Source organism: Pseudomonas sp. GL-R-26 (genome assembly GCF_019947365.1).
Lineage (GTDB): Bacteria > Pseudomonadota > Gammaproteobacteria > Pseudomonadales > Pseudomonadaceae > Aquipseudomonas.
In genome coordinates this window covers 1-17,660 of the sequence record NZ_JAGYGI010000035.1, presented here as the reverse complement: position 1 = coordinate 17,660, position 17,660 = coordinate 1, and the positions used below count along the sequence as shown (strand labels likewise).

16 protein-coding genes and 1 pseudogene are annotated in these 17,660 nt (G+C 57.8%); 4 read left to right on the top strand and 13 right to left on the bottom strand.

Annotated elements, in window-relative coordinates:
• Positions 1-39 precede the first annotated feature (39 nt).
• Positions 40-276 (bottom strand): hypothetical protein, encoded by a 237-nt coding sequence (locus tag KGA96_RS25760; RefSeq protein WP_046038091.1) that lies wholly within the window; start codon positions 274-276, stop codon positions 40-42.
• Between the two features lie 232 nt (positions 277-508).
• Positions 509-1,525 (bottom strand): UDP-glucose 4-epimerase GalE, encoded by a 1,017-nt coding sequence (gene galE, locus KGA96_RS25755; protein WP_046038089.1) that lies wholly within the window; start codon positions 1,523-1,525, stop codon positions 509-511.
• A gap of 392 nt (positions 1,526-1,917) precedes the next feature.
• On the opposite strand from galE, the gene galU reads away from it, so the two are divergent.
• Both galU and KGA96_RS25745 read left to right on the top strand, forming a co-directional pair.
• Positions 1,918-2,751 (top strand): UTP--glucose-1-phosphate uridylyltransferase GalU, encoded by an 834-nt coding sequence (galU, locus tag KGA96_RS25750; RefSeq protein ID WP_046038087.1) that lies wholly within the window; start codon positions 1,918-1,920, stop codon positions 2,749-2,751.
• A gap of 48 nt (positions 2,752-2,799) precedes the next feature.
• Positions 2,800-3,216, top strand: coding sequence for a mannose-1-phosphate guanylyltransferase (locus KGA96_RS25745; protein ID WP_223464774.1), 417 nt, complete (start codon positions 2,800-2,802; stop codon positions 3,214-3,216).
• A gap of 56 nt (positions 3,217-3,272) precedes the next feature.
• On the opposite strand, the gene KGA96_RS25740 is transcribed toward KGA96_RS25745, so the two are convergent.
• From KGA96_RS25740 to KGA96_RS25705, 8 genes are read right to left on the bottom strand one after another with little or no spacing between them, the layout of a single operon-like run.
• Positions 3,273-4,439: an SGNH/GDSL hydrolase family protein gene (locus tag KGA96_RS25740; RefSeq protein WP_223515353.1), complete on the bottom strand. Its 1,167-nt coding sequence runs from the start codon at positions 4,437-4,439 to the stop codon at positions 3,273-3,275.
• 27 nt (positions 4,440-4,466) lie between these two features.
• Positions 4,467-5,504 (bottom strand): acyltransferase family protein, encoded by a 1,038-nt coding sequence (locus KGA96_RS25735; RefSeq protein WP_046038082.1) that lies wholly within the window; start codon positions 5,502-5,504, stop codon positions 4,467-4,469.
• A 12-nt stretch (positions 5,505-5,516) separates the two neighbouring features.
• Positions 5,517-6,620 carry a hypothetical protein gene (locus tag KGA96_RS25730; protein ID WP_046038080.1) on the bottom strand — a complete coding sequence of 368 codons (1,104 nt, stop codon included), beginning with the start codon at positions 6,618-6,620 and terminating at the stop codon, positions 5,517-5,519.
• The gene (locus KGA96_RS25725) at positions 6,611-7,840 is read right to left on the bottom strand and encodes a polysaccharide biosynthesis C-terminal domain-containing protein (protein WP_046038078.1); all 1,230 of its coding nucleotides are present in this window, start codon (positions 7,838-7,840) and stop codon (positions 6,611-6,613) included. The genes KGA96_RS25730 and KGA96_RS25725 overlap by 10 nt, the downstream gene beginning before the upstream one ends.
• The gene (locus KGA96_RS25720) at positions 7,837-8,949 is read right to left on the bottom strand and encodes a polysaccharide pyruvyl transferase family protein (protein ID WP_223515350.1); all 1,113 of its coding nucleotides are present in this window, start codon (positions 8,947-8,949) and stop codon (positions 7,837-7,839) included. The genes KGA96_RS25725 and KGA96_RS25720 overlap by 4 nt, the downstream gene beginning before the upstream one ends.
• Before the next feature lie 15 nt (positions 8,950-8,964).
• Positions 8,965-10,047, bottom strand: coding sequence for a glycosyltransferase (locus KGA96_RS25715; protein WP_046038073.1), 1,083 nt, complete (start codon positions 10,045-10,047; stop codon positions 8,965-8,967).
• A gap of 40 nt (positions 10,048-10,087) precedes the next feature.
• Complete coding sequence (locus KGA96_RS25710; RefSeq protein ID WP_046038072.1) at positions 10,088-12,316, bottom strand: polysaccharide biosynthesis tyrosine autokinase; 2,229 nt, start codon at positions 12,314-12,316, stop codon at positions 10,088-10,090.
• A gap of 39 nt (positions 12,317-12,355) precedes the next feature.
• Complete coding sequence (locus KGA96_RS25705; protein ID WP_046038070.1) at positions 12,356-12,796, bottom strand: low molecular weight protein-tyrosine-phosphatase; 441 nt, start codon at positions 12,794-12,796, stop codon at positions 12,356-12,358.
• A 291-nt stretch (positions 12,797-13,087) separates the two neighbouring features.
• On the opposite strand from KGA96_RS25705, the gene KGA96_RS25700 reads away from it, so the two are divergent.
• Entirely contained in the window at positions 13,088-14,053 is a 966-nt protein-coding gene (locus KGA96_RS25700) for a glycosyl hydrolase family 5 (protein WP_046038067.1), read from the top strand.
• A gap of 201 nt (positions 14,054-14,254) precedes the next feature.
• Positions 14,255-15,181 (top strand): transaldolase, encoded by a 927-nt coding sequence (gene tal, locus KGA96_RS25695; RefSeq protein ID WP_046038065.1) that lies wholly within the window; start codon positions 14,255-14,257, stop codon positions 15,179-15,181.
• A gap of 229 nt (positions 15,182-15,410) precedes the next feature.
• On the opposite strand, the gene rssC is transcribed toward tal, so the two are convergent.
• From rssC to KGA96_RS25680, 3 genes and pseudogenes are all read right to left on the bottom strand, one after another.
• Positions 15,411-15,893 (bottom strand): anti-sigma factor antagonist RssC, encoded by a 483-nt coding sequence (rssC, locus tag KGA96_RS25690; protein ID WP_046038063.1) that lies wholly within the window; start codon positions 15,891-15,893, stop codon positions 15,411-15,413.
• Positions 15,893-17,074, bottom strand: coding sequence for a two-component system response regulator RssB (gene rssB / locus KGA96_RS25685; RefSeq protein WP_056722032.1), 1,182 nt, complete (start codon positions 17,072-17,074; stop codon positions 15,893-15,895). The genes rssC and rssB overlap by 1 nt, the downstream gene beginning before the upstream one ends.
• A gap of 373 nt (positions 17,075-17,447) precedes the next feature.
• Positions 17,448-17,660, bottom strand: a pseudogene (locus KGA96_RS25680) (IS4 family transposase); the annotation flags it as partial.

Below are 17,660 nucleotides of genomic sequence, written 5' to 3'. Positions count from 1 at the left end.
TCATCGGGCGACCTTGTACTGCACCAACAGGTGTTTCAGTTAGTTGTGCGTACCGGTTGTACCCGTGGTACCTGTCGTACCCGTCGTACCGCCGTTTGCACTTCCACCACTGTTGGACGCCGCTACAGCACTGGCGACCATTGCAGTACTGGCTGCAGTGGCTTGAGTCGCCGCCACGTTACCCAACACATTGGTCGCAGTTGTAAGCGGCGCTTCTACCGCGGACGCCCAGTTGCTCAACATCGTCAACAGGGCAATTGCCATCACTTTCTTCATATCAACTCCTTTCTAACATTCAACCTGATCGAAATCGGGTAGTTCGTTAGAGGTGGTAGAGTTCAAGTCCGCGAAAAGTGCGAACAAGATCCGTTGTTCTTTCACAGTCTTACCCAACTGATAAAAGTCGAACGGCAGGTTTATATCTACGGACTTGCAAAAGGCATAGCCAGTGTATTTTCCCGACGATATCTAACAACCTGACCGGAAATAACATTAGGCTAAAACGCCATCATCCCAGGTAGCCTTTGGGGTGATTCGATTGCCAGCGCCAGGTATCCGTGACCATGTCCTGCAAGTTGCGCGTGGCCTTCCAGCCCAACTCTTTCTCCGCCTTGGAAGGGTCGGCCCAGCTCTCGGCGATATCACCCGAGCGACGCGGCATCATCCGATAGGGCACCGGCTGACCACACGCCTGCTCGAACGCCCGCAGCACTTGCAACACGCTGTAGCCATCGCCCGTGCCCAGGTTCCACGTATGAATGCCGGTGCGCCCGGCGATGGATTGCAAGGCCTTGAGATGCCCGTCCGCCAGGTCCACGACGTGGATGTAGTCGCGTACCCCGGTACCGTCGACCGTGGGGTAATCGTTGCCGAAGATCGACAACTCTTGCAGGCTGCCAACCGCCACTTGGCTGATGTAGGGCACCAGGTTATTCGGAATGCCGCTCGGGTCTTCGCCCAGATGACCGCTGTCATGCGCGCCGATCGGGTTGAAGTAACGCAACAGCGCGATGCTCCAGCGCGGCTCGGCCAGGGCCAGGTCGCGCAGCACATTTTCGACGATCAGCTTGGATTGGCCGTAGGGATTGGTGGGGCTGCCCGTGGGGAAATCCTCACGGATCGGCATCTGCTCCGGCTCACCGTATACCGTGGCCGACGAACTGAACACCAGGCGAAACACCCCGGCAGCGGCCATCGCCTGACACAGGGTGATGCTGCCGCTGACGTTGGTCTCGTAATACTCAAGCGGCTTGCGCACGCTCTCGCCCACGGCCTTGAGACCGGCAAAGTGCAGGACGGCATCGATGGCATGCTGCTGGAAAATCCGGTCCAGCAAGGCCCGATCGCACACATCACCGCGAATCATCAGCGCACTCTTGCCACAAATGGCTTCCACCGCGTGCAATGCCGCGTCGCTGCTGTTGCAAAGATTATCCAGCACAACAACTTCATAGCCTGCCTCAAGCAGCGCGAGCGTGGTGTGCGAACCGATATAACCAGCTCCACCCGTTACCAGAATTTTCATAGCGCGGTCCATAGTGGGAAAAGTGCGAAGTTGCGTGTCAAGCCCCTCTTGTTAAAGGTGTGTGCTGAACCACACAAATAAGAGCGACAACAACACAAAACAAAATTAGTTCAACGGCTGGCAATAAATATTTTTTCAGGCCAAACTGTATTGCGGGATACTTATTAGCATTCCGACGCACTCACCACTATCAACAGATACCGACTAAAAATAACTAACAACTATCAACCCGACATCTCATAACATTGTCGTGTTATCCGCACATTGCTATTTGCCACTAGTGGCCAGACTCAGGTATTAAAGTAAGCCTTCAATAATCATTGAAACTTGCAATCACTCGTTATTGCGCGCACCCGTTGGCTGTGTTCCATGACTGTCCAGGATATTTTTTTATGATTCGTAAATGTTTGTTCCCCGCTGCTGGCTATGGCACTCGTTTCTTGCCGGCGACCAAAGCCATGCCCAAGGAAATGCTGCCGATCGTCAACAAGCCGTTGATCGAATACGCCGTTGAAGAAGCACGGGATGCCGGCCTGCAACACATGGCGATCGTCACCGGGCGGGGCAAGCGCGCGCTGGAAGACCACTTCGACATCAGCTATGAACTGGAGCACCAGATTCGCGGCACCGAGAAAGAGAAATTCCTGGCCGGAACCCGCGAGCTCATCGACACCTGCACCTTCTCCTACACCCGTCAGGTGGAAATGAAGGGCCTGGGCCACGCGATTCTCAGTGGCCGTCCGTTGATCGGCGACGAACCCTTCGCCGTGGTACTGGCTGATGACCTGTGCCTGAACCTGGAAGGTGATGGCGTCCTCACGCAAATGATCCAGCTCTACAAGAAATTCCGCTGCTCGATCGTGGCCATCCAGGAAGTACCGCGCGACCAGACCCACAAGTACGGCGTGATTGCCGGCGAGCCGATCTCCGACGGGATCTACCGGGTCAACAACATGGTGGAAAAACCGGCCCCGCAAGACGCCCCGTCGAACCTGGCGATCATCGGCCGCTACATTCTGACGCCGGATATCTTCGACCTGATCGCCGACACCGAACCGGGTAAAGGCGGCGAAATCCAGATCACCGACGCGCTGATGAAACAGGCGCAGAACGGCTGTGTGCTGGCCTACAAGTTCAAGGGTTTGCGCTTCGATTGCGGCGACGCCGAGGGATACTTGCAGGCGACCAACTTCTGCTACGAAAACGTGTACCTCAAGGGCCGCTAAGACGGCTCCAGCACCCCACGCCCACACTTCATTCAAGGCAGGCCAACCATGAACATTGAAAAACTCTCGGCATACATTGAAATGGAGGTGGGCAACCTCGGGGTGATGTCCTCGTTATCGCGACATCAGCGGTTGCCGAGCGCCAACGAGTCCTGGCTCGGCCCCACTCTGCTGGTGGAACGAATCGGTATGTTTCCGTCTTCCGGAGACATCCGCCGGTCGATGCTCGCCCCCTATCCCCTCCTCGCTCACCTGAAAAGGCTTTACCGCGGGCAGGCGCTGGAAATCGATGACCGCGATGGACTGAAAGTGATTTTCAGCGACTGGCGGTTCCGAGTGCGCATTTGCTGCAACGACCCGGCCATCATCATCAACGTGGAGACCCGTTGTGCTACGCAACTGATGCCGCTCAAGACAGCAGAGCTGCTCGCTCATCTGGAGCACTTCGAATCGGCTGCCCTGTAGGAGCGAGCTTGCTCGCGAAAAACTCAATGACACCGCAATTCTTCAGGATTCGCGCGTTATCGTTGACGACCATCGCGAGCAAGCTCGCTCCTACAGGTGTCCTGTGCTGATACCCCGGTGTTGCCACCGACAAGAAGACGATAGAAGTAATCAGCGATCACTTGCCCACCCGTGGCCGGAACCGGATGAATCTTGTCCGGGCCGATCATGGTGGCGGCGTAGCGCTTGAAATCGGTGCCAAACGCGCACTGCAGATTGGCGTAACCCAGATGTTCCTTGCGTGCCCAGGGCTCCAGGACTTGCGCATAGGCTGACATCGGGTAAGCACTGGAACGCGTCGTGTCCTGACGCAGGATCAGGTTGATGCTCGCGGCTGGTTGAATCTCGCGGACCATCCCCACCAAACCCTGAATATTCTTCAGGTACTGCTCGGGCTTCACGCCAAAACCCTGATCGTTGCCACCCAGCATGATCAGGTAGATGTCGGCGGGAATCTTCGACACCACCGCCTTCCACTGCGCCTGCCAACGGATATCGCGGTGGTAGAAGTCAGCGGACGCCGCACCGGACGCTGCCAGCTTGGACACCCGCACGCCGCCCTGATCGTTGTTCATCCACAGACCGAAGAGCGTTGGCGCGCCTTTCACCACTTCCAGCCGGAACGCCCAGTCTTTCGCTGCCGAGGTGCCGGACAGTGGCAGTTCCTGTACTCCGGAGCCTGCGAGCGTCAATGGTTGCCAGGTTTGCGACGGAGCCCAGCGGTAGCGCACCTCACTGGATTCTCCGTCTCCCAGGTACAGCAATTTCGCTTGGGTGACAGCCGTGTTGATGGACGCTGTCGGGTTGGCATCGATCTGCAGCCAGGCACCAGGTCGACCGGTAAGGGTGCGACTGTCGGGGCTGGCCTGGCCGAGGGCGGACACCTGCCAGTCACCACCGAAGTACTTTTCACTGCTGCGGGTGTATTTGAAGTGGGTACCGCCAAGCGCCGCGCCATGATTGAAGCCGACATAGCCGGGGCCGGCGAAACCCGTCTCCCCGGCCAGCCGCTGCACCAGTTTGTTCAGATAGAAATCCTGCCCGGCGCTGTAGCTGTCGCCGATCACCGAGATGGACAGGACCTTCCCACCCCTCCCTTCGCGCCACTGGCCAAACCGTTCACGAGCGTCACCAACTTCGACCACTGACGCCGCAACAGGCTGGACGTCATCAACTGCCAACATGCATCGATTCCTTCACTCGGACAAACCTCAAGTCTGGGGCACCGGGGCGACGTTTGCCGGCGGTTTTTTAGCCGCCGCGCGCTCACCCAGGAACAGCACGGAGGTGAAGTTGAATCGACTGAAAACCATCGATAGAACCACCGGCCCGAGCAAGCCACACGCCAAGCCACCGAGCACCAGAAGGCTTTCGTCCTTCACGCCCAAACGCCCCAGGACAAACCGCGAAGTGGCGGCAAACAACACATGGAACAGGAAGATCCCATAGGAATACCCGCCGAGCCAGGTCAGCCACTTCGAGCGCATGTCACTGGACAGCAACGCAATGCAGGACACGCAACCCACGGTCAAACCGATCAAGCTGCGGCGGTCGACGATCAAGTCGCGATCAATCGCCGCCACGTACAGCAGCGTCAGCGAGATCAACACAAACACCAACGGCCCGATCACCTTGAACCGTTGCTTAAACGCATCGACATTTTCCTGGCCAATCATCCCCGCCACGAAAAACGGTAGCAGGTAGATCGCACCGTTGATGCCAAACGCATCAAGCTTGAACGGCGGCAGCAGAAACACCCCTGCCGCAAACGCGAACAGCAGGTACAAACGCGTCGCCGAACGCAGCAAACCACGCCACTCCAGCAGGCCGACAAACATGAAAATGATGAACACCGCCTGCAGGAACCAGAAGTGGTTGACCGGCACCCAGAACGCCAACAACGCGTCGATCACACCGACGTCCTTGTTCACCCCCGGGCCCACCGCCTGCAATACCGAGAACGGCACGCCCACGCAAAACAGCGGCACGATCAAGCGTCGCACCTTGCCGCTGAAGAACGCCGAAAAGTCATTCCCGCGGATTTTGTAGATGGAGTAGATGTAGCCGGAAATGAAGGTGAACAGCGGCATGCGCACATACACCATCGAATCGGCAATCACCCGGAACGGCGAGCCCAGGTCTATTTTCAAACCACCGCCCAACGGGCCGATGACGTGATAGAGCACCAGCAGCAGGCACGCCAGGCCACGCAGGGTTTCGATCTCCAGGGACTTTTTCTTGCTCGACATAAAGCACCTGCCTCAATTCAGAATTCTTGATTCAACCTGCACTGGCTTGTTCGCCCGCAGCATCAATCCCAGGCCCACGAACAACACCGGCACCACCATCGAGAAGTGCCGGGCGAAGGAGCCGAAGTCCGGCTCGAACAGGCCTTGAACCAGCAGGAACGCCAGCGGAATCGCGATCAGTTCCTTGGGTTTGGTCTGGATCGGCGCGCCTTTGTAATCGGTCGAGGTGATGACTTTGAACAGCAGCAACGCGGTCATGATCATCAACGCCACGAAGATCACCTGCCCCGGCCCCGACAGCAAAATCAGCTCCACTGGGAACGACAACCGGAAGAAGATGATCATCGAGTCAAGCGCCTGCGAGACAAAGTCGCTGCCGCTGAGCCACGAGACGATCAACGACTTGGAACCCTCCTCGCCCGCCGTGCGCAGTTCGTTGTTACTGGCGCGAATCGACGACACCGGAAACCCGAGCGCCACCTGGATCGCCATGGCGACCGCCAGGTAGAACAGGAACAGCATCAGGAAGAAGGTGAAGCGCGAGACGTACTTCTTCATCACGCAGACGCCGACCCAGGACAGTGAAAACAGAATCCAGTAGGGCCGGATCAGCACGCCGTAGATCACCGCCGAGAGGAAAAATCCGCCGCGATATTTGCGCGTCAACGAGCTGAGCAAAATGCTCAACACCGCCACCGACACAATGATTTCCTTGGTCAGGTTTTCAAGGAAAAACGAGCGAACGATGCCCCACAGACACAGCGTGCCGAAAATCGCCAGCGGCATGCGCCGGAAGACCACCACCGGAATCGCCGTGAGGAAAAAATTGCAGAACATGCCGTAGGCCCAGGCATTGGTCAGATTGATCCCGGTGGGCCGCAGCAGAAACGCGGAACACTCATAGGAAGAGCGATCCGGCGAGAACGGGTTCCAGAAATTGCAGTTGTCGGCACGCGCGTAGGACGACCACAGGGTCATGGCATCCGGACCTGGATCGCGGGGGATCAACAGCGGCATGGCAACCGACAGAAACAACCCGGTGAACAGGATCAGGAACGAAATCGAGGAGTCGAGCTTTCTGCCGCGAAACTCGATCAGTGGCAGCTTCAACCCCATGCCAAAGCCCCTTTCGGCCGGGTCACACGGGTCAACACGGCAATCACGCCGAGCTGCACGATGATCGCAAATGCGTTGCCCCAGGCAGCGCCGTAGATCGAATAGTGCTTGATCAGCAGGTAGCTGACCGGCACCGAAACCAGCAAGCAGATCGCCGCACTGGCCAGTGACACCCGGCTGTTCTTCGAGGCAATCAAACCACCCCAGACGATGTCGCCGATCGCGCGCAACGCGAAGGAAAAAATCAGCACGCCAAGGATCGCGTTGTCCGGACGCGGAACACTCGTGGCGACGTAATCGAGCACGACATTGAAGAACAGATAAATCAGCACCGCCACCGCGGCGGACACCACCAGCGAGCGCATGACCCATTTATTGACGAACAATTGCCGGACCGTGAACGGCTGTTGATCAGCCTGAAAACGTTTGGCGAGCACCGGAATGCCGACCACCGCCACCACCGCATAGGACAGCGCTTGCAAGGTGTTGGCCGCCGACCAGGCGTACACGTATTTACCGAGACTGGCGTAGGGTTCCAGATCGACGATCAGAAAGCGCTCGGCGTACTGACTCAACGCGATTAACCCTGTGCCCAGATAGAACGGCAACCCGGCCTTCCACACGGTTGCCGTGGCCAGTGTCCCGCTCACCCGGCCTTTGTGCACGTTCACCACTATCAGGTAACCGGCGACGATCACCAGCACGTTGGCCGCAACCCACAACCACAGCACACTGGCGATCCCGGACACCCAGCCGAGCATCATCCCGCCCACCGCCAACAGCGCCCAGAGGCCGGTCTTGATGAAAAACAACAACGCACCGGCCGTGGCTTTCTGCGCGGAAAACACGAAGGAGTTGATCTCGAAGGACAGGTGCTCGGTGAGCAAAACCAGCGTCACGCAGAGGATCAGCGCGGTCGTCGCCTCGACTGCCTGGAACAGCGAATAAACCAACACCGTCACCACCGACAACAACAGCCCTACGGCCAGGTACAGCAGCAGGACCCTGTCGACGACCCGTCGCGAACTGCCACCGACGCTGATCAGCCGATTGATTTCGGAGCTGAAACCGACGCTGTAGAACTTCGACGCAATCAACGAGGCGGCGACCACCACGCCGTAAAAGCCCAACGCCTCATATCCGAGAAAATGGGTGATCGCCAGCACCAGCAAAAACTTCGCGCCCAATGCCCCGCCGCGAAGCAGTAGCCGAAATATCATCGAACGATACCTTTGATGATGTCGTCCATGGCCACGGTTTTTGCCTCGATCTCGCGGCAGGTGTCGGTCAGGCGTTTGCCGAAACTGGACAGTGCGTTCGGTGCGTAGACCGTGTCGATGATGGTGTCGACATTGATGTCGCCGCCGTTGATCACCCAGTCTTCCACGCCCATGTCCTGATAGGCGCCGAAGCCTTTGCGCTCATAGCTGATGTGGTAAGCCGGAACGCCGGACAGCAGCGATTCGATGGCGCCATGCAGGCGCACGGAAATCACCAGGTCCGGCTGATATTTGGCCAGCGTCGCTTTCAATGGCAGCAGATCTTCGGTAATACCCAGTTCGCGATAGAACGCACCGTCATCGTTGCCGCGAACGGCGCTCTGGACCGCGCAAACCACTTTGCTTTTGTTCTTCAAGCGCTGCAGCAGCAACTTCAGGTTGGCCACGTAGGCGAGCTTCTTTTCCTTGCTCCACTCCGGCGGTTTGCGCAGCACCACGCACACCGTTGCCGGAGATGACGCGCAACGGGTGAACTTGGGCTGCATGAAGATCTTGCTGGCCAATGACTGGACCGCCAGATCCGGCGCGCGGTAGACATTTTCACAGGCATCGAAAATCGCCGATGAGCGATTGTCACGCACAAACACCGCATCGGCACTGGCGTAATGCTCGACGATCTTGCTGCTCTCGCCGTGGAACGGCCCGATGCTTTGCGGCAGGTACACCGACGGCACTTTGCTGAGGATTGCGGTTTCCAGTTGCTTGGCGTGACCCAGTTTCAACTTGATGTGTTCGAAGGCGCTTTTGGAGCGCATGTAGCCTCCACCGACGCCGACGATCAAATCGGCTTTCTTCAACAGATCAGCAAGACCGGCGTAGGACTGGTTGAGGAACACCGCCTGTTTGACCCGCCCCAGCCCCTTGGCCGCCATGACCGGCGCGTCAAAACGCTGGTGCGGCAAGTAGCTGAAGGACTCTGGATCGGAGGCCACGACACTGATCGAGGTGTCGTCACCAAAGTTTCGCTGCACCAGGGCAATGGCCAGATCCACCAGCAGACCGTCACCGGAGTTGGACGCACTGTAGCCATGCAAAATCGTTACGTTCATAAGCTTGAGTTCTACTTAAAAAGTGGGGGCGCGATACAGGTCATAGGTCTGGCGGATCATCAACGCGGCGCTGAAGCGCTCGCGGACAATGCTGCGCCCTTCGCTGCCAAGGTCGAGCAAGCGCGGCTTCTGGATTTTCGTCAGCACATCGGCCAGCGCCTGGTGGTCCCCACTGGGGAAGACGTAGCCGGACACCTCGTTGGTGACCAATTCGGGCAGCGACGTGCAGTTGCTGGCAATCACCGGCAAGCCCATGGCCATGCCTTCGAGCGGCACCATGGCAAAGCCTTCCCAGCGACTGGGGACGATCAGCGCATCGGCTTTCTGGTACAGCGCCTGGACTTCGCTCGGCGTCACCCACGGCAGGTATTCAACCCCTTCCATCGGAGGGCACTCGACCGAATCCTCGTTCACGGCACTGCCCACCACCGTCAGTTTCAGGTCGCTGCGCTGGACTCTGGCGAAAGCCTTGAGCAGCACGTCGAAGCCTTTCTGATAATCGAGACGGCCGACGAAGAGCAGATGAATCGGCTCGGGACCGTTGGCTTTCGGCGCGTCATCCTTGTGATGAATGCCGTTGTAGATCAGCTTCATGCGCTTGCGCTCAATGCCGAACTGCGCGGCTTTGTCGAGCTCGTACTGGCTGACGCAGATGATCACGTCGGTGACCTTCTGCAATACCCGCTCGATCCACGCGTAGGCTTTCTGCTTGGTCGGCGAGCTTTCCATCAGGAACGAAAAGGCATGGGGGCAATAGACGATCTTCGGCTTGCGCCAAGGTCGCAACAGCACGCACACGCAACGCCCGATAACGCCGGAAAAGGTGCTGTGCAAATGCACGACATCGGGTTTTTCCTTAAGCATCACTTGGGTCAGTCGCCAGGCGAAGCGCAGCAACGACGGCACATTGCGCCCGGTCCGGGCGAAGGTGCGGATCTGTTCCCCGGCAATCCCGTGCAGTTCTTTTTCCTGATCCTGCGGGACCAGATAGACCAGCTCATAGCTTGCCGCGTCGCCTTCGGGCGAAGCCGAAATCGTGCGGATCACCGTCGCGACGCCACCTTTGATCGTCTCTGCCACGTGCAGTATTTTTTTCACAACTCACCCACTTCAAACATGAAAGGACAATCACTGACACTCAGGATTTGTCGGACGCGTATTCGTAGTTGTAATAGCCGTAGCTGCCGTTGCCGTAGTAACTGGCTGCGCGCTTCTCGACGCCGTTGAACACCGCGCCCTTCAACTCGATGCCGTTCTGGGCGAATCGACGAATCGTCAGTTCGATCTCTTTGGCCGGGTTCACCCCGAACCGCGTGACAATCAGGCTGATCCCCGCTTCGCGACCGACAATCGCCGCATCCGTCACCGCCAGCAGCGGTGGCGTATCGATGATCACCACGTCATACAGCTCGCTGAGTTGCGCCAGCAGTTCACGAAAGTTGGCGTGCATCAGCAGTTCTGAAGGATTGGGCGGAACCTGCCCACGACTGATGAAATGCAGGTTGTCGACTTCGACTCTATTGATCGCCTGCTCGATGCTGCAGCGCTTGACCAACAGGTCCGACAAGCCGTTGGTGATCGGTGTGTTCAGCGTCTTGTGCAGATGGCCTTTGCGCATGTCGGCATCGATCAGTACGACCCGCTGCCCGCTTTGCGCCATGACCGCTGCGAGGTTGGAGGAGACGAAGGTCTTGCCGACCTGTGGGCTCGGGCCGGAAATCATGATCCGGTTGTTGGTCGAATCCAGCCCCGCAAAGTGCAGGCAGGTGCGCAAACTGCGGATCGACTCGATGGACAGGTCCGTCGGGTTACGCAGGGCCAACAGGTACGCCGGCTTGTCCGTCCCGTCCTTGGCGCGAACTTTTTTGCCGTCCTCTTCCTGTTGCAGTGCGCTGTATGGAATCGACGCGTACACCGGCAAGCCGAGCTGCTCGATGGCCTCCGGACCTTCCAGGCCTCGGCTCAGGGACTTGCGCAGCAACACCAGCGCTACCCCAAAAAAGGCACCGAGGAAGGTTGCAATCAGCACGATCAGGGCTTTTTTCGGTTTGACCGGGCTGGTCAGGTCGACATCCGCGGTGTCGACCAATCGCACGTTGCCCACAGCCCCCGCCCGGACGATGTCCAGCTCCTGGGATTTGTTCAGCAGTTGCGTGTAGATCTGCGACGCCACTTCGACATCGCGGGTCAGGTTCAGCAGTTCCTGTTGCGTGGCAGGCAGGTCCTGGGCTTTGCCCTCCAGAACCTTCTGCTGCTGGGTCAATTCGCCGATCTGGGTCATCAGCGCGCGGTAAGCCGGATGCTGTTTGGTGAACTTGCGATCCATCTCCGCCTGTTGCATTTTCAGTTCGGAGATACGCGTATCCAGACTGACAACCTGTTCCAGCACCGATTGGGTTTCGAGGGAAATGTTGACCGTCTTGCCGCGGGTTTGATAACCGTTGAGCGCATCGCTGGCCTTGGCCAGGTCGCGTTTGACCTGCGGCAGCTGGCCTTGCAGGAACTCCAGGCTCTGCGCCGCTTCCGCCGACGTGCGTTGCACGTTCTGCTGCACATACAACGAAGCGATTTTATTGAGGATTTTCACCGCCTCGGCCGCGTCACTGCTGGCCAGGGCCAGACGAATGATCCCCGATTCCTTGCCTTGCTCTGAAATATCCAGCGCATCCTGGTAACTCTGGATGGTCACGATCCGTGGATTGCGCACCACTTCGAAGCGGGTGCCAGGGTTCGCCGACAGCTGAGCGATCTGCCCCTCTACTTCGTCCTGTTTGAACGCTTCGCCAGCGACGCCTTCGACCAGCAAGCTGTCGTTTTCATCGAACAACTGGAATCGATGCTGCTCGCCGGCAATCAGCGTGAGTTTCTTGCCCAGCAGTTCTTTCGGCAGATTGAGCCGGGCGATCTCCAGGCGCTCACCGCCCCAGGCGTAGCTGTTCAGGCCCAAGCGCGGCGCCGCGACACTGAACTCGGTCTCGCCGCGATAACGTCGGGCGAGAAAACCGCCGATGACCGGGAAGGTGTTGGGGGTGACGTCGATATCAAGTCGAAGATCATCGACCGTTTTGCCGATCACCGCGCGGGACTTGATGATGCCGATTTCGGTCACCGACGGCGATTGCCCGCCGAGCATGCTGTTGAGATCGGAAAACCCGAGCATGTCGTTCTTCTTCGGCTCGACCTGCACCAGCGCGTTCGCCAGGTACACGGGAGTTGCCAAAACCGCATAGGCAACGCCGGTCGCCATGAAGGCACCGGTGAGCGCGCCGATCAACCATTTCTGGTCAATCAAAGAGCCAAATATGCCGAGAAGATCAATGCTGTCTTGATCGTTGTCACGGGTGCCGATTACTGACGGTAACTGCATAAGTCTGTTCTTACCATTCACTGATCTGAAGAATATTCATCAATGTCCGAGGCGCTGCGCCCATGAGCTAACAGCATCTTCAATCAATGCATGGGCATGAATAAAAGCGGCCTTTCCTTGACGATACGGATCCTGTATTTCTCGCTCGCTCTGCCACTTTCCGAGCAAAAACACTTTGCCCCTGGCATGAGAGGCAATCTTCAGTACTTGTTTTACATGCTCTTTTTCCATGACCAGAATCAGGTCTGATTCATTGACGATGTCCGGTGTAATTTGCCGCGCCTTAAACCCTTGGGCGTTGTGCCCGTGGTCTTCCAGAACCTGGAGGGCCGACGGTTCCATGGCCTCGCCAACCCGTGCGGCAAGGCCCGCCGAGGTCACCGTGATCGCTGAAGGGGCCAGCGCGTTACGCAGCAAAGTTTCTGCTGTCGGACTTCGGCAGATATTGCCCACACAGACGACAAGGATCTTTCTGAACAAGGTTACTTTCCCGTGCAATATCAATATGCCAACATTTCGAGTGGGCTTTAGTGAACCCACAAGACCTTGCGGCACTGAGAAATAGATTCGCCCTGTTAATACAAGTGCATTAAGTACCACAGCCCCCAAAAGCGACCCAACCAGAATTACCGGACCAAAAATAACTGTGATTTTCCGGAACTAACTACCTGACAAAAAATAACATTCGTGCACTTCGCACCCTCGCGAGCATCCAAATGAAAGTAACGAGTCAACGATTGGAAAATGTCATTACCCGCCAGGAGTTCAGGCATGAAATCAGCACGTTTCAAACGGCTCAGCGCCTCAACCCTGTTAATGCTTGGTGCAGCCAGTCAGGTTTACGCCAGTGACTTGTTCCCCGCACTTGCCGCCAACAAAACCATCGGTGTCCAGGTGAAGATCCAGACCTTCTCCCCCACCGACGCCGAGCAGATCAAGGCCGCAGGCTTCGGATTCGTGCGCTTTGGCGTATGGACCAACAACCTGGACGGCGCGGCGTATCAAAAGCAGATCAGCGATGCCTTCGCCGCGGCCAAGTCCGCCGACCTGCCGGTACTGATGACCGTACGCTCGACCAAGGCGCTGACCTCCGCGCCCGACAACACCAGTGAACTCGTGGCTGCCGGCGAATCGTTCGCCAGTTCGGTGAAGGGGCTGGAGCAGTCATACGGGCCGCAGCTCGTCGCGATTGAAATATGGAACGAACCGGACCTGGCGAAGTACTGGCCAACCCGAAATCTCGACACGACCTTTGTTCCGTTCATGAGTGCCCTATGCAAGTCGCTTCAGGACCAACCGCAATCGACGCTGCTGATCGGCTTTGGCTTCGCCCGGCCACCGAGTGCCGGCACGACCTCAGCATTGGCGCTGAACAAAATTGTCAGTGAATACCCCCAATGCCTGAGTGCGATCTCTTATCACCCCTACGGCATGTCGGGCGCGCAGATCAGCAAGGCCCAGGCGTTTATTCAGCAAAACTTCAATCTACCGGGCGTCATCAGTGAATGGGGCGTTCCCTCCCTCAGCTCAAACGGCGGGATCGAAGCGCAGGCCAGAAAAATCAGCACCTTCATCGCCGACGTCAAGAAGCTCGATATCCCGCTGACATCGATCTACGAGTGGAAAAACAGTGAAACGGGCGGCAACGACCGTGAGAGAAACTTCGGTTTCCTGACCTCCGACGGCCAAGCGAAACCTGCGAAAATGGCGGTCTCGACCCAGTTGAATCCGCAGTAGGACGCATGTCCACGGCGCACTGACGGTCAGTTGCTTTGAACCTGTGCCGCGTTTCGGCATCGTATTCATCATTACCAGGCCCCACCTTTCAAACAACCGTTTTCAGGTTGTTGCCGCAGGGGCCGTCGATACACGTACACACCCTTGAGTGGCTGTCAGCGCTCGGGTAATGTCATCAGACCCATAGGACAGAGCACGCCCATGACTTCCAAGCTGGAACAACTCAAACAAATGACTACCGTGGTTGCCGACACCGGCGACTTCGAAGCTATCGCTCGCGTTAAACCCGTGGACGCCACCACCAACCCTTCCCTGTTGCTCAAGGCCGCGGCCATTCCTGCGTATGCCGAGCTGCTGAACGCCAGCGTCAATGACTGCAAGGGCGATGTGGGCCTGGCCAGCGACCGTTTTGGCGTGGCCGTGGGGCAAGAAATCCTGAAGGTGATCCCGGGCCGCATTTCCACCGAAGTGGATGCGCGCCTGTCATTCGACACCGATGCCATGCTCAAGCGTGCGCATCGCCTGATCGAGTTGTACGACAAGGCCGGTATTGGCCGCGACCGCGTGCTGATCAAGATCGCCTCCACCTGGGAAGGCATCCGCGCTGCAGAGATCCTGGAAAAGGAAGGCATCCAGACCAACCTGACCCTGCTGTTCTCCTTTGCCCAGGCAGCCGCCTGCGCCGACGCCGGGGTGTTCCTGATTTCGCCGTTCGTGGGCCGTATCTACGACTGGTACAAGAAAGCCAACGGCAACGACTACACCGGCGCGGATGATCCGGGCGTGCAGTCGGTGACGCGCATCTACAACTACTACAAGGCCAATGACTACAAGACCGTGGTCATGGGGGCGAGCTTCCGCAACCTGGGCCAGATCGAGCAACTGGCCGGCTGCGACCGCCTGACCATCAGCCCGGACCTGATCGACAAGCTGGCCGCGGATACCGGCAAGCTGGAGCGTAAACTGGCGCCAGGCCAGGCCGGTGAAGCGCGCCTGAGCCTCAGCGAATCGCAATTCCGCTGGCTGTCCAACGAAGATGCGATGGCGACCGAGAAACTGGCTGAAGGCATTCGTCAGTTCGCGCGGGACCAGGAGAAGCTCGAGGCGCTGTTGCAGGCCAAGCTGTGACCTGAGTGGGTGTAATGCAAAAAGGGCGAACCTTGGTGGGTTCGCCCTTTTTTGTGGGTGTTTCTTGAGTATCAAATGATCATTTGTGGCGAGGGAGCTTGCTCCCGTCCGGCTGCGCAGCAGTCGTAAATTCTGCTAACGAGATAGTTCTGACACTAAGAAATTTGTGGCCTTGGGGCCGCTTCGCAGCCCAGCGGGAGCAAGCTCCCTCGCCACAGGTTTATCTCAATCAATGGCGTTCGAGCGCATTCACCAGGTCATGAAAGGCTTCACGATTGGTGTCGTTCAGGCCCATGAGGATCTTGTGCGCTTCGAGCACCTTGATCCGCACCACTTCTTCGGACTGATCCTGGTCTGGCAGGTCATCCAGGCATTCCGGGCACGGCACCGGCTTATCAACGATGTTGAACACCTGCTCGAAGCCCATGGACTGCAACAGACGCGTGATGTCTTCGTGGGTGGTGACGACGGTCGGCAGCAGGCCGACCTTCTGCCGCGACAGGATCGACAGCTTGGCCAGCAGGCCAAGCGTGGTGCTGTCGATGCTGCGGGTTTCGGTCAGATCGATCACGATCGTGTTGAAATTCAACGCGCTGAAGATCCGCTCAATAGTCGCATCCAACGCCGAACACAGGGTCAGGCGAACTTCACCGACGAACTTCAGGACGAAGGTGCCATCCTGCTCGGCGAACTGGATTCTACCGGTACTCATCAAAGATTCCTGCTCAACACCAACAGGGCGATATCATCCGGCATCTCCCCTAGCGTGGCCAATCCAAAAACCTGCCGCAACCCATCCAGGGTGCCGCCCGCAGCCTTGACCCGTTGGGGCAACGCCGCCTCTTTTTCTTTGAGTGTGGGTTCTGGCAAAAGATCCAGAATGCCATCAGACATCAGCGTCAGGCTGAACGTCGGTGGCAGTTCCAGCACGTGGTCTTCGTAGGTGGCTTCGTTGAAGAGGCCCACGGGCAGACCACGCCCTTCCAGATAACGAACACTGTCTGGCGTGTACAACACTGGCAACGGCAGATGACCGCCGATGCTATAGGTCAACAAACCGGTCTCCTCGTCGATGACTCCACCGACCATTGTGACGTGTTTACCCAGCTTACAACTGATCAGGCCCCGGTTGATATGACCAAGGACCTCTGAAGGCTTGAATTCCGGCAAGGTGCCACTGCGCTTGGATTCGAACAGCAGGCGCGTGGTCATGAACTTCAACAGCACGGTGACGAAGGCTGAAGAGGCGCCATGACCGGAAACGTCAGCCAGGTAAAAGGCGACCCGGCGCTCGTCGACCCGGAAGTAGTCGACGAAATCACCCGACAGGTACAGCGACGGGATGATCTGGTGAGCAAACTTGAATTCGTCGATGGTCCAGGGGCTGACCGGCAGCATGTTCATCTGCACCTGGCGACCGGCGTTCTGGTCCTCCTGGAGCAGGTTCAGGCTGGCTTCGAGCTCGCGGTTGGCCTTCTCCAGCTTCTCGCGGTAGCGCTGGTTCTCCAGCAACAGACGCGCACGATCCAGGGCCCGGCGCACGGAGTGCTCGAGCACGGCCAGATCTTCGAGAGGCTTGATCAGGTAGTCCGCCGCGCCCAGGCGCAGGGCTTCGACCGCGTCGTTCATCACGCCCGCACCCGACACCACGATCACCGGCGTTTGCGGCGAACGTTCGGTCACCTGGCGAATGAGTTCGAGTCCGCCCATCTGCGGCATGCGCAGATCGCAGATGACCAAGTCGGGCTTGTCTTGCTCGAATACCTGAAGACCCTGCTGACCATTGCTGGCCTGCAAGACGCTGAAACCACTGTCTTCCAAATAGGCGGCGAGGCTCGCGCGCACTACTTCGTCATCATCGATTATCAGCAGCGTGGCACTGGTTTTTGGCATGTGGGCAAACGGCGCCAGAATTAGGTTGGCGTAGCAGGCGGGGACTTTGGCCCGGCACTGACTACTGGATTCGCTTTCTAGCCTCTCTGTCGCACCGCTTTCGGGCATTTGCCCTACACACATGTACACCAGAGGTGCCCTTCTAAGGCGCAGACGGTACTCCCATCCGCGGGGCGTTTCAAGCTCACGCCGATGGTCGCTTGAGGTCTTTATTTGTCAAATCACCGAGAGTTATAAGAACAGACAAATCCGTAACCCAATGGAAGGTTCGAACCCATCAGTCAAACCGCTCGGGACTACAGCGAAAAGCGTGATTTCATGCGCATGCGGGTCTTCGCAGACAAAAAAAGGCGGCCTTGATGCCTAATGCCAGTCAGTTAAGCTGACTGGCATTTTTATTTCTGATCGGATACTTCGGTGATTTGAGCCGGATGGCGCGAGGATAAATACGCTCCTCTTGCCGATGAGGCAGGACATAGTGCGGGGCTGAGGCATGAAGCTCGGCCAGGTACTTGGGGATGTTCCCGGAGCGGTCTGCCGAGACACTGTTGATAAACCCTAAAATCGCCCAGGTACACGCGCTAAA

Coding starts and splice junctions, on each gene's coding strand:
- KGA96_RS25760 (WP_046038091.1), bottom strand. CDS start 276: ATGAAGAAAGTGATGGCAATTGCCCTGTTGACGATGTTGAGCAACTGG.
- galE (WP_046038089.1), bottom strand. CDS start 1,525: ATGAAAATTCTGGTAACGGGTGGAGCTGGTTATATCGGTTCGCACACC.
- galU (WP_046038087.1), top strand. CDS start 1,918: ATGATTCGTAAATGTTTGTTCCCCGCTGCTGGCTATGGCACTCGTTTC.
- KGA96_RS25745 (WP_223464774.1), top strand. CDS start 2,800: ATGAACATTGAAAAACTCTCGGCATACATTGAAATGGAGGTGGGCAAC.
- KGA96_RS25740 (WP_223515353.1), bottom strand. CDS start 4,439: ATGTTGGCAGTTGATGACGTCCAGCCTGTTGCGGCGTCAGTGGTCGAA.
- KGA96_RS25735 (WP_046038082.1), bottom strand. CDS start 5,504: ATGTCGAGCAAGAAAAAGTCCCTGGAGATCGAAACCCTGCGTGGCCTG.
- KGA96_RS25730 (WP_046038080.1), bottom strand. CDS start 6,620: ATGGGGTTGAAGCTGCCACTGATCGAGTTTCGCGGCAGAAAGCTCGAC.
- KGA96_RS25725 (WP_046038078.1), bottom strand. CDS start 7,840: ATGATATTTCGGCTACTGCTTCGCGGCGGGGCATTGGGCGCGAAGTTT.
- KGA96_RS25720 (WP_223515350.1), bottom strand. CDS start 8,949: ATGAACGTAACGATTTTGCATGGCTACAGTGCGTCCAACTCCGGTGAC.
- KGA96_RS25710 (WP_046038072.1), bottom strand. CDS start 12,316: ATGCAGTTACCGTCAGTAATCGGCACCCGTGACAACGATCAAGACAGC.
- KGA96_RS25700 (WP_046038067.1), top strand. CDS start 13,088: ATGAAATCAGCACGTTTCAAACGGCTCAGCGCCTCAACCCTGTTAATG.
- tal (WP_046038065.1), top strand. CDS start 14,255: ATGACTTCCAAGCTGGAACAACTCAAACAAATGACTACCGTGGTTGCC.
- rssC (WP_046038063.1), bottom strand. CDS start 15,893: ATGAGTACCGGTAGAATCCAGTTCGCCGAGCAGGATGGCACCTTCGTC.
- rssB (WP_056722032.1), bottom strand. CDS start 17,074: ATGCCAAAAACCAGTGCCACGCTGCTGATAATCGATGATGACGAAGTA.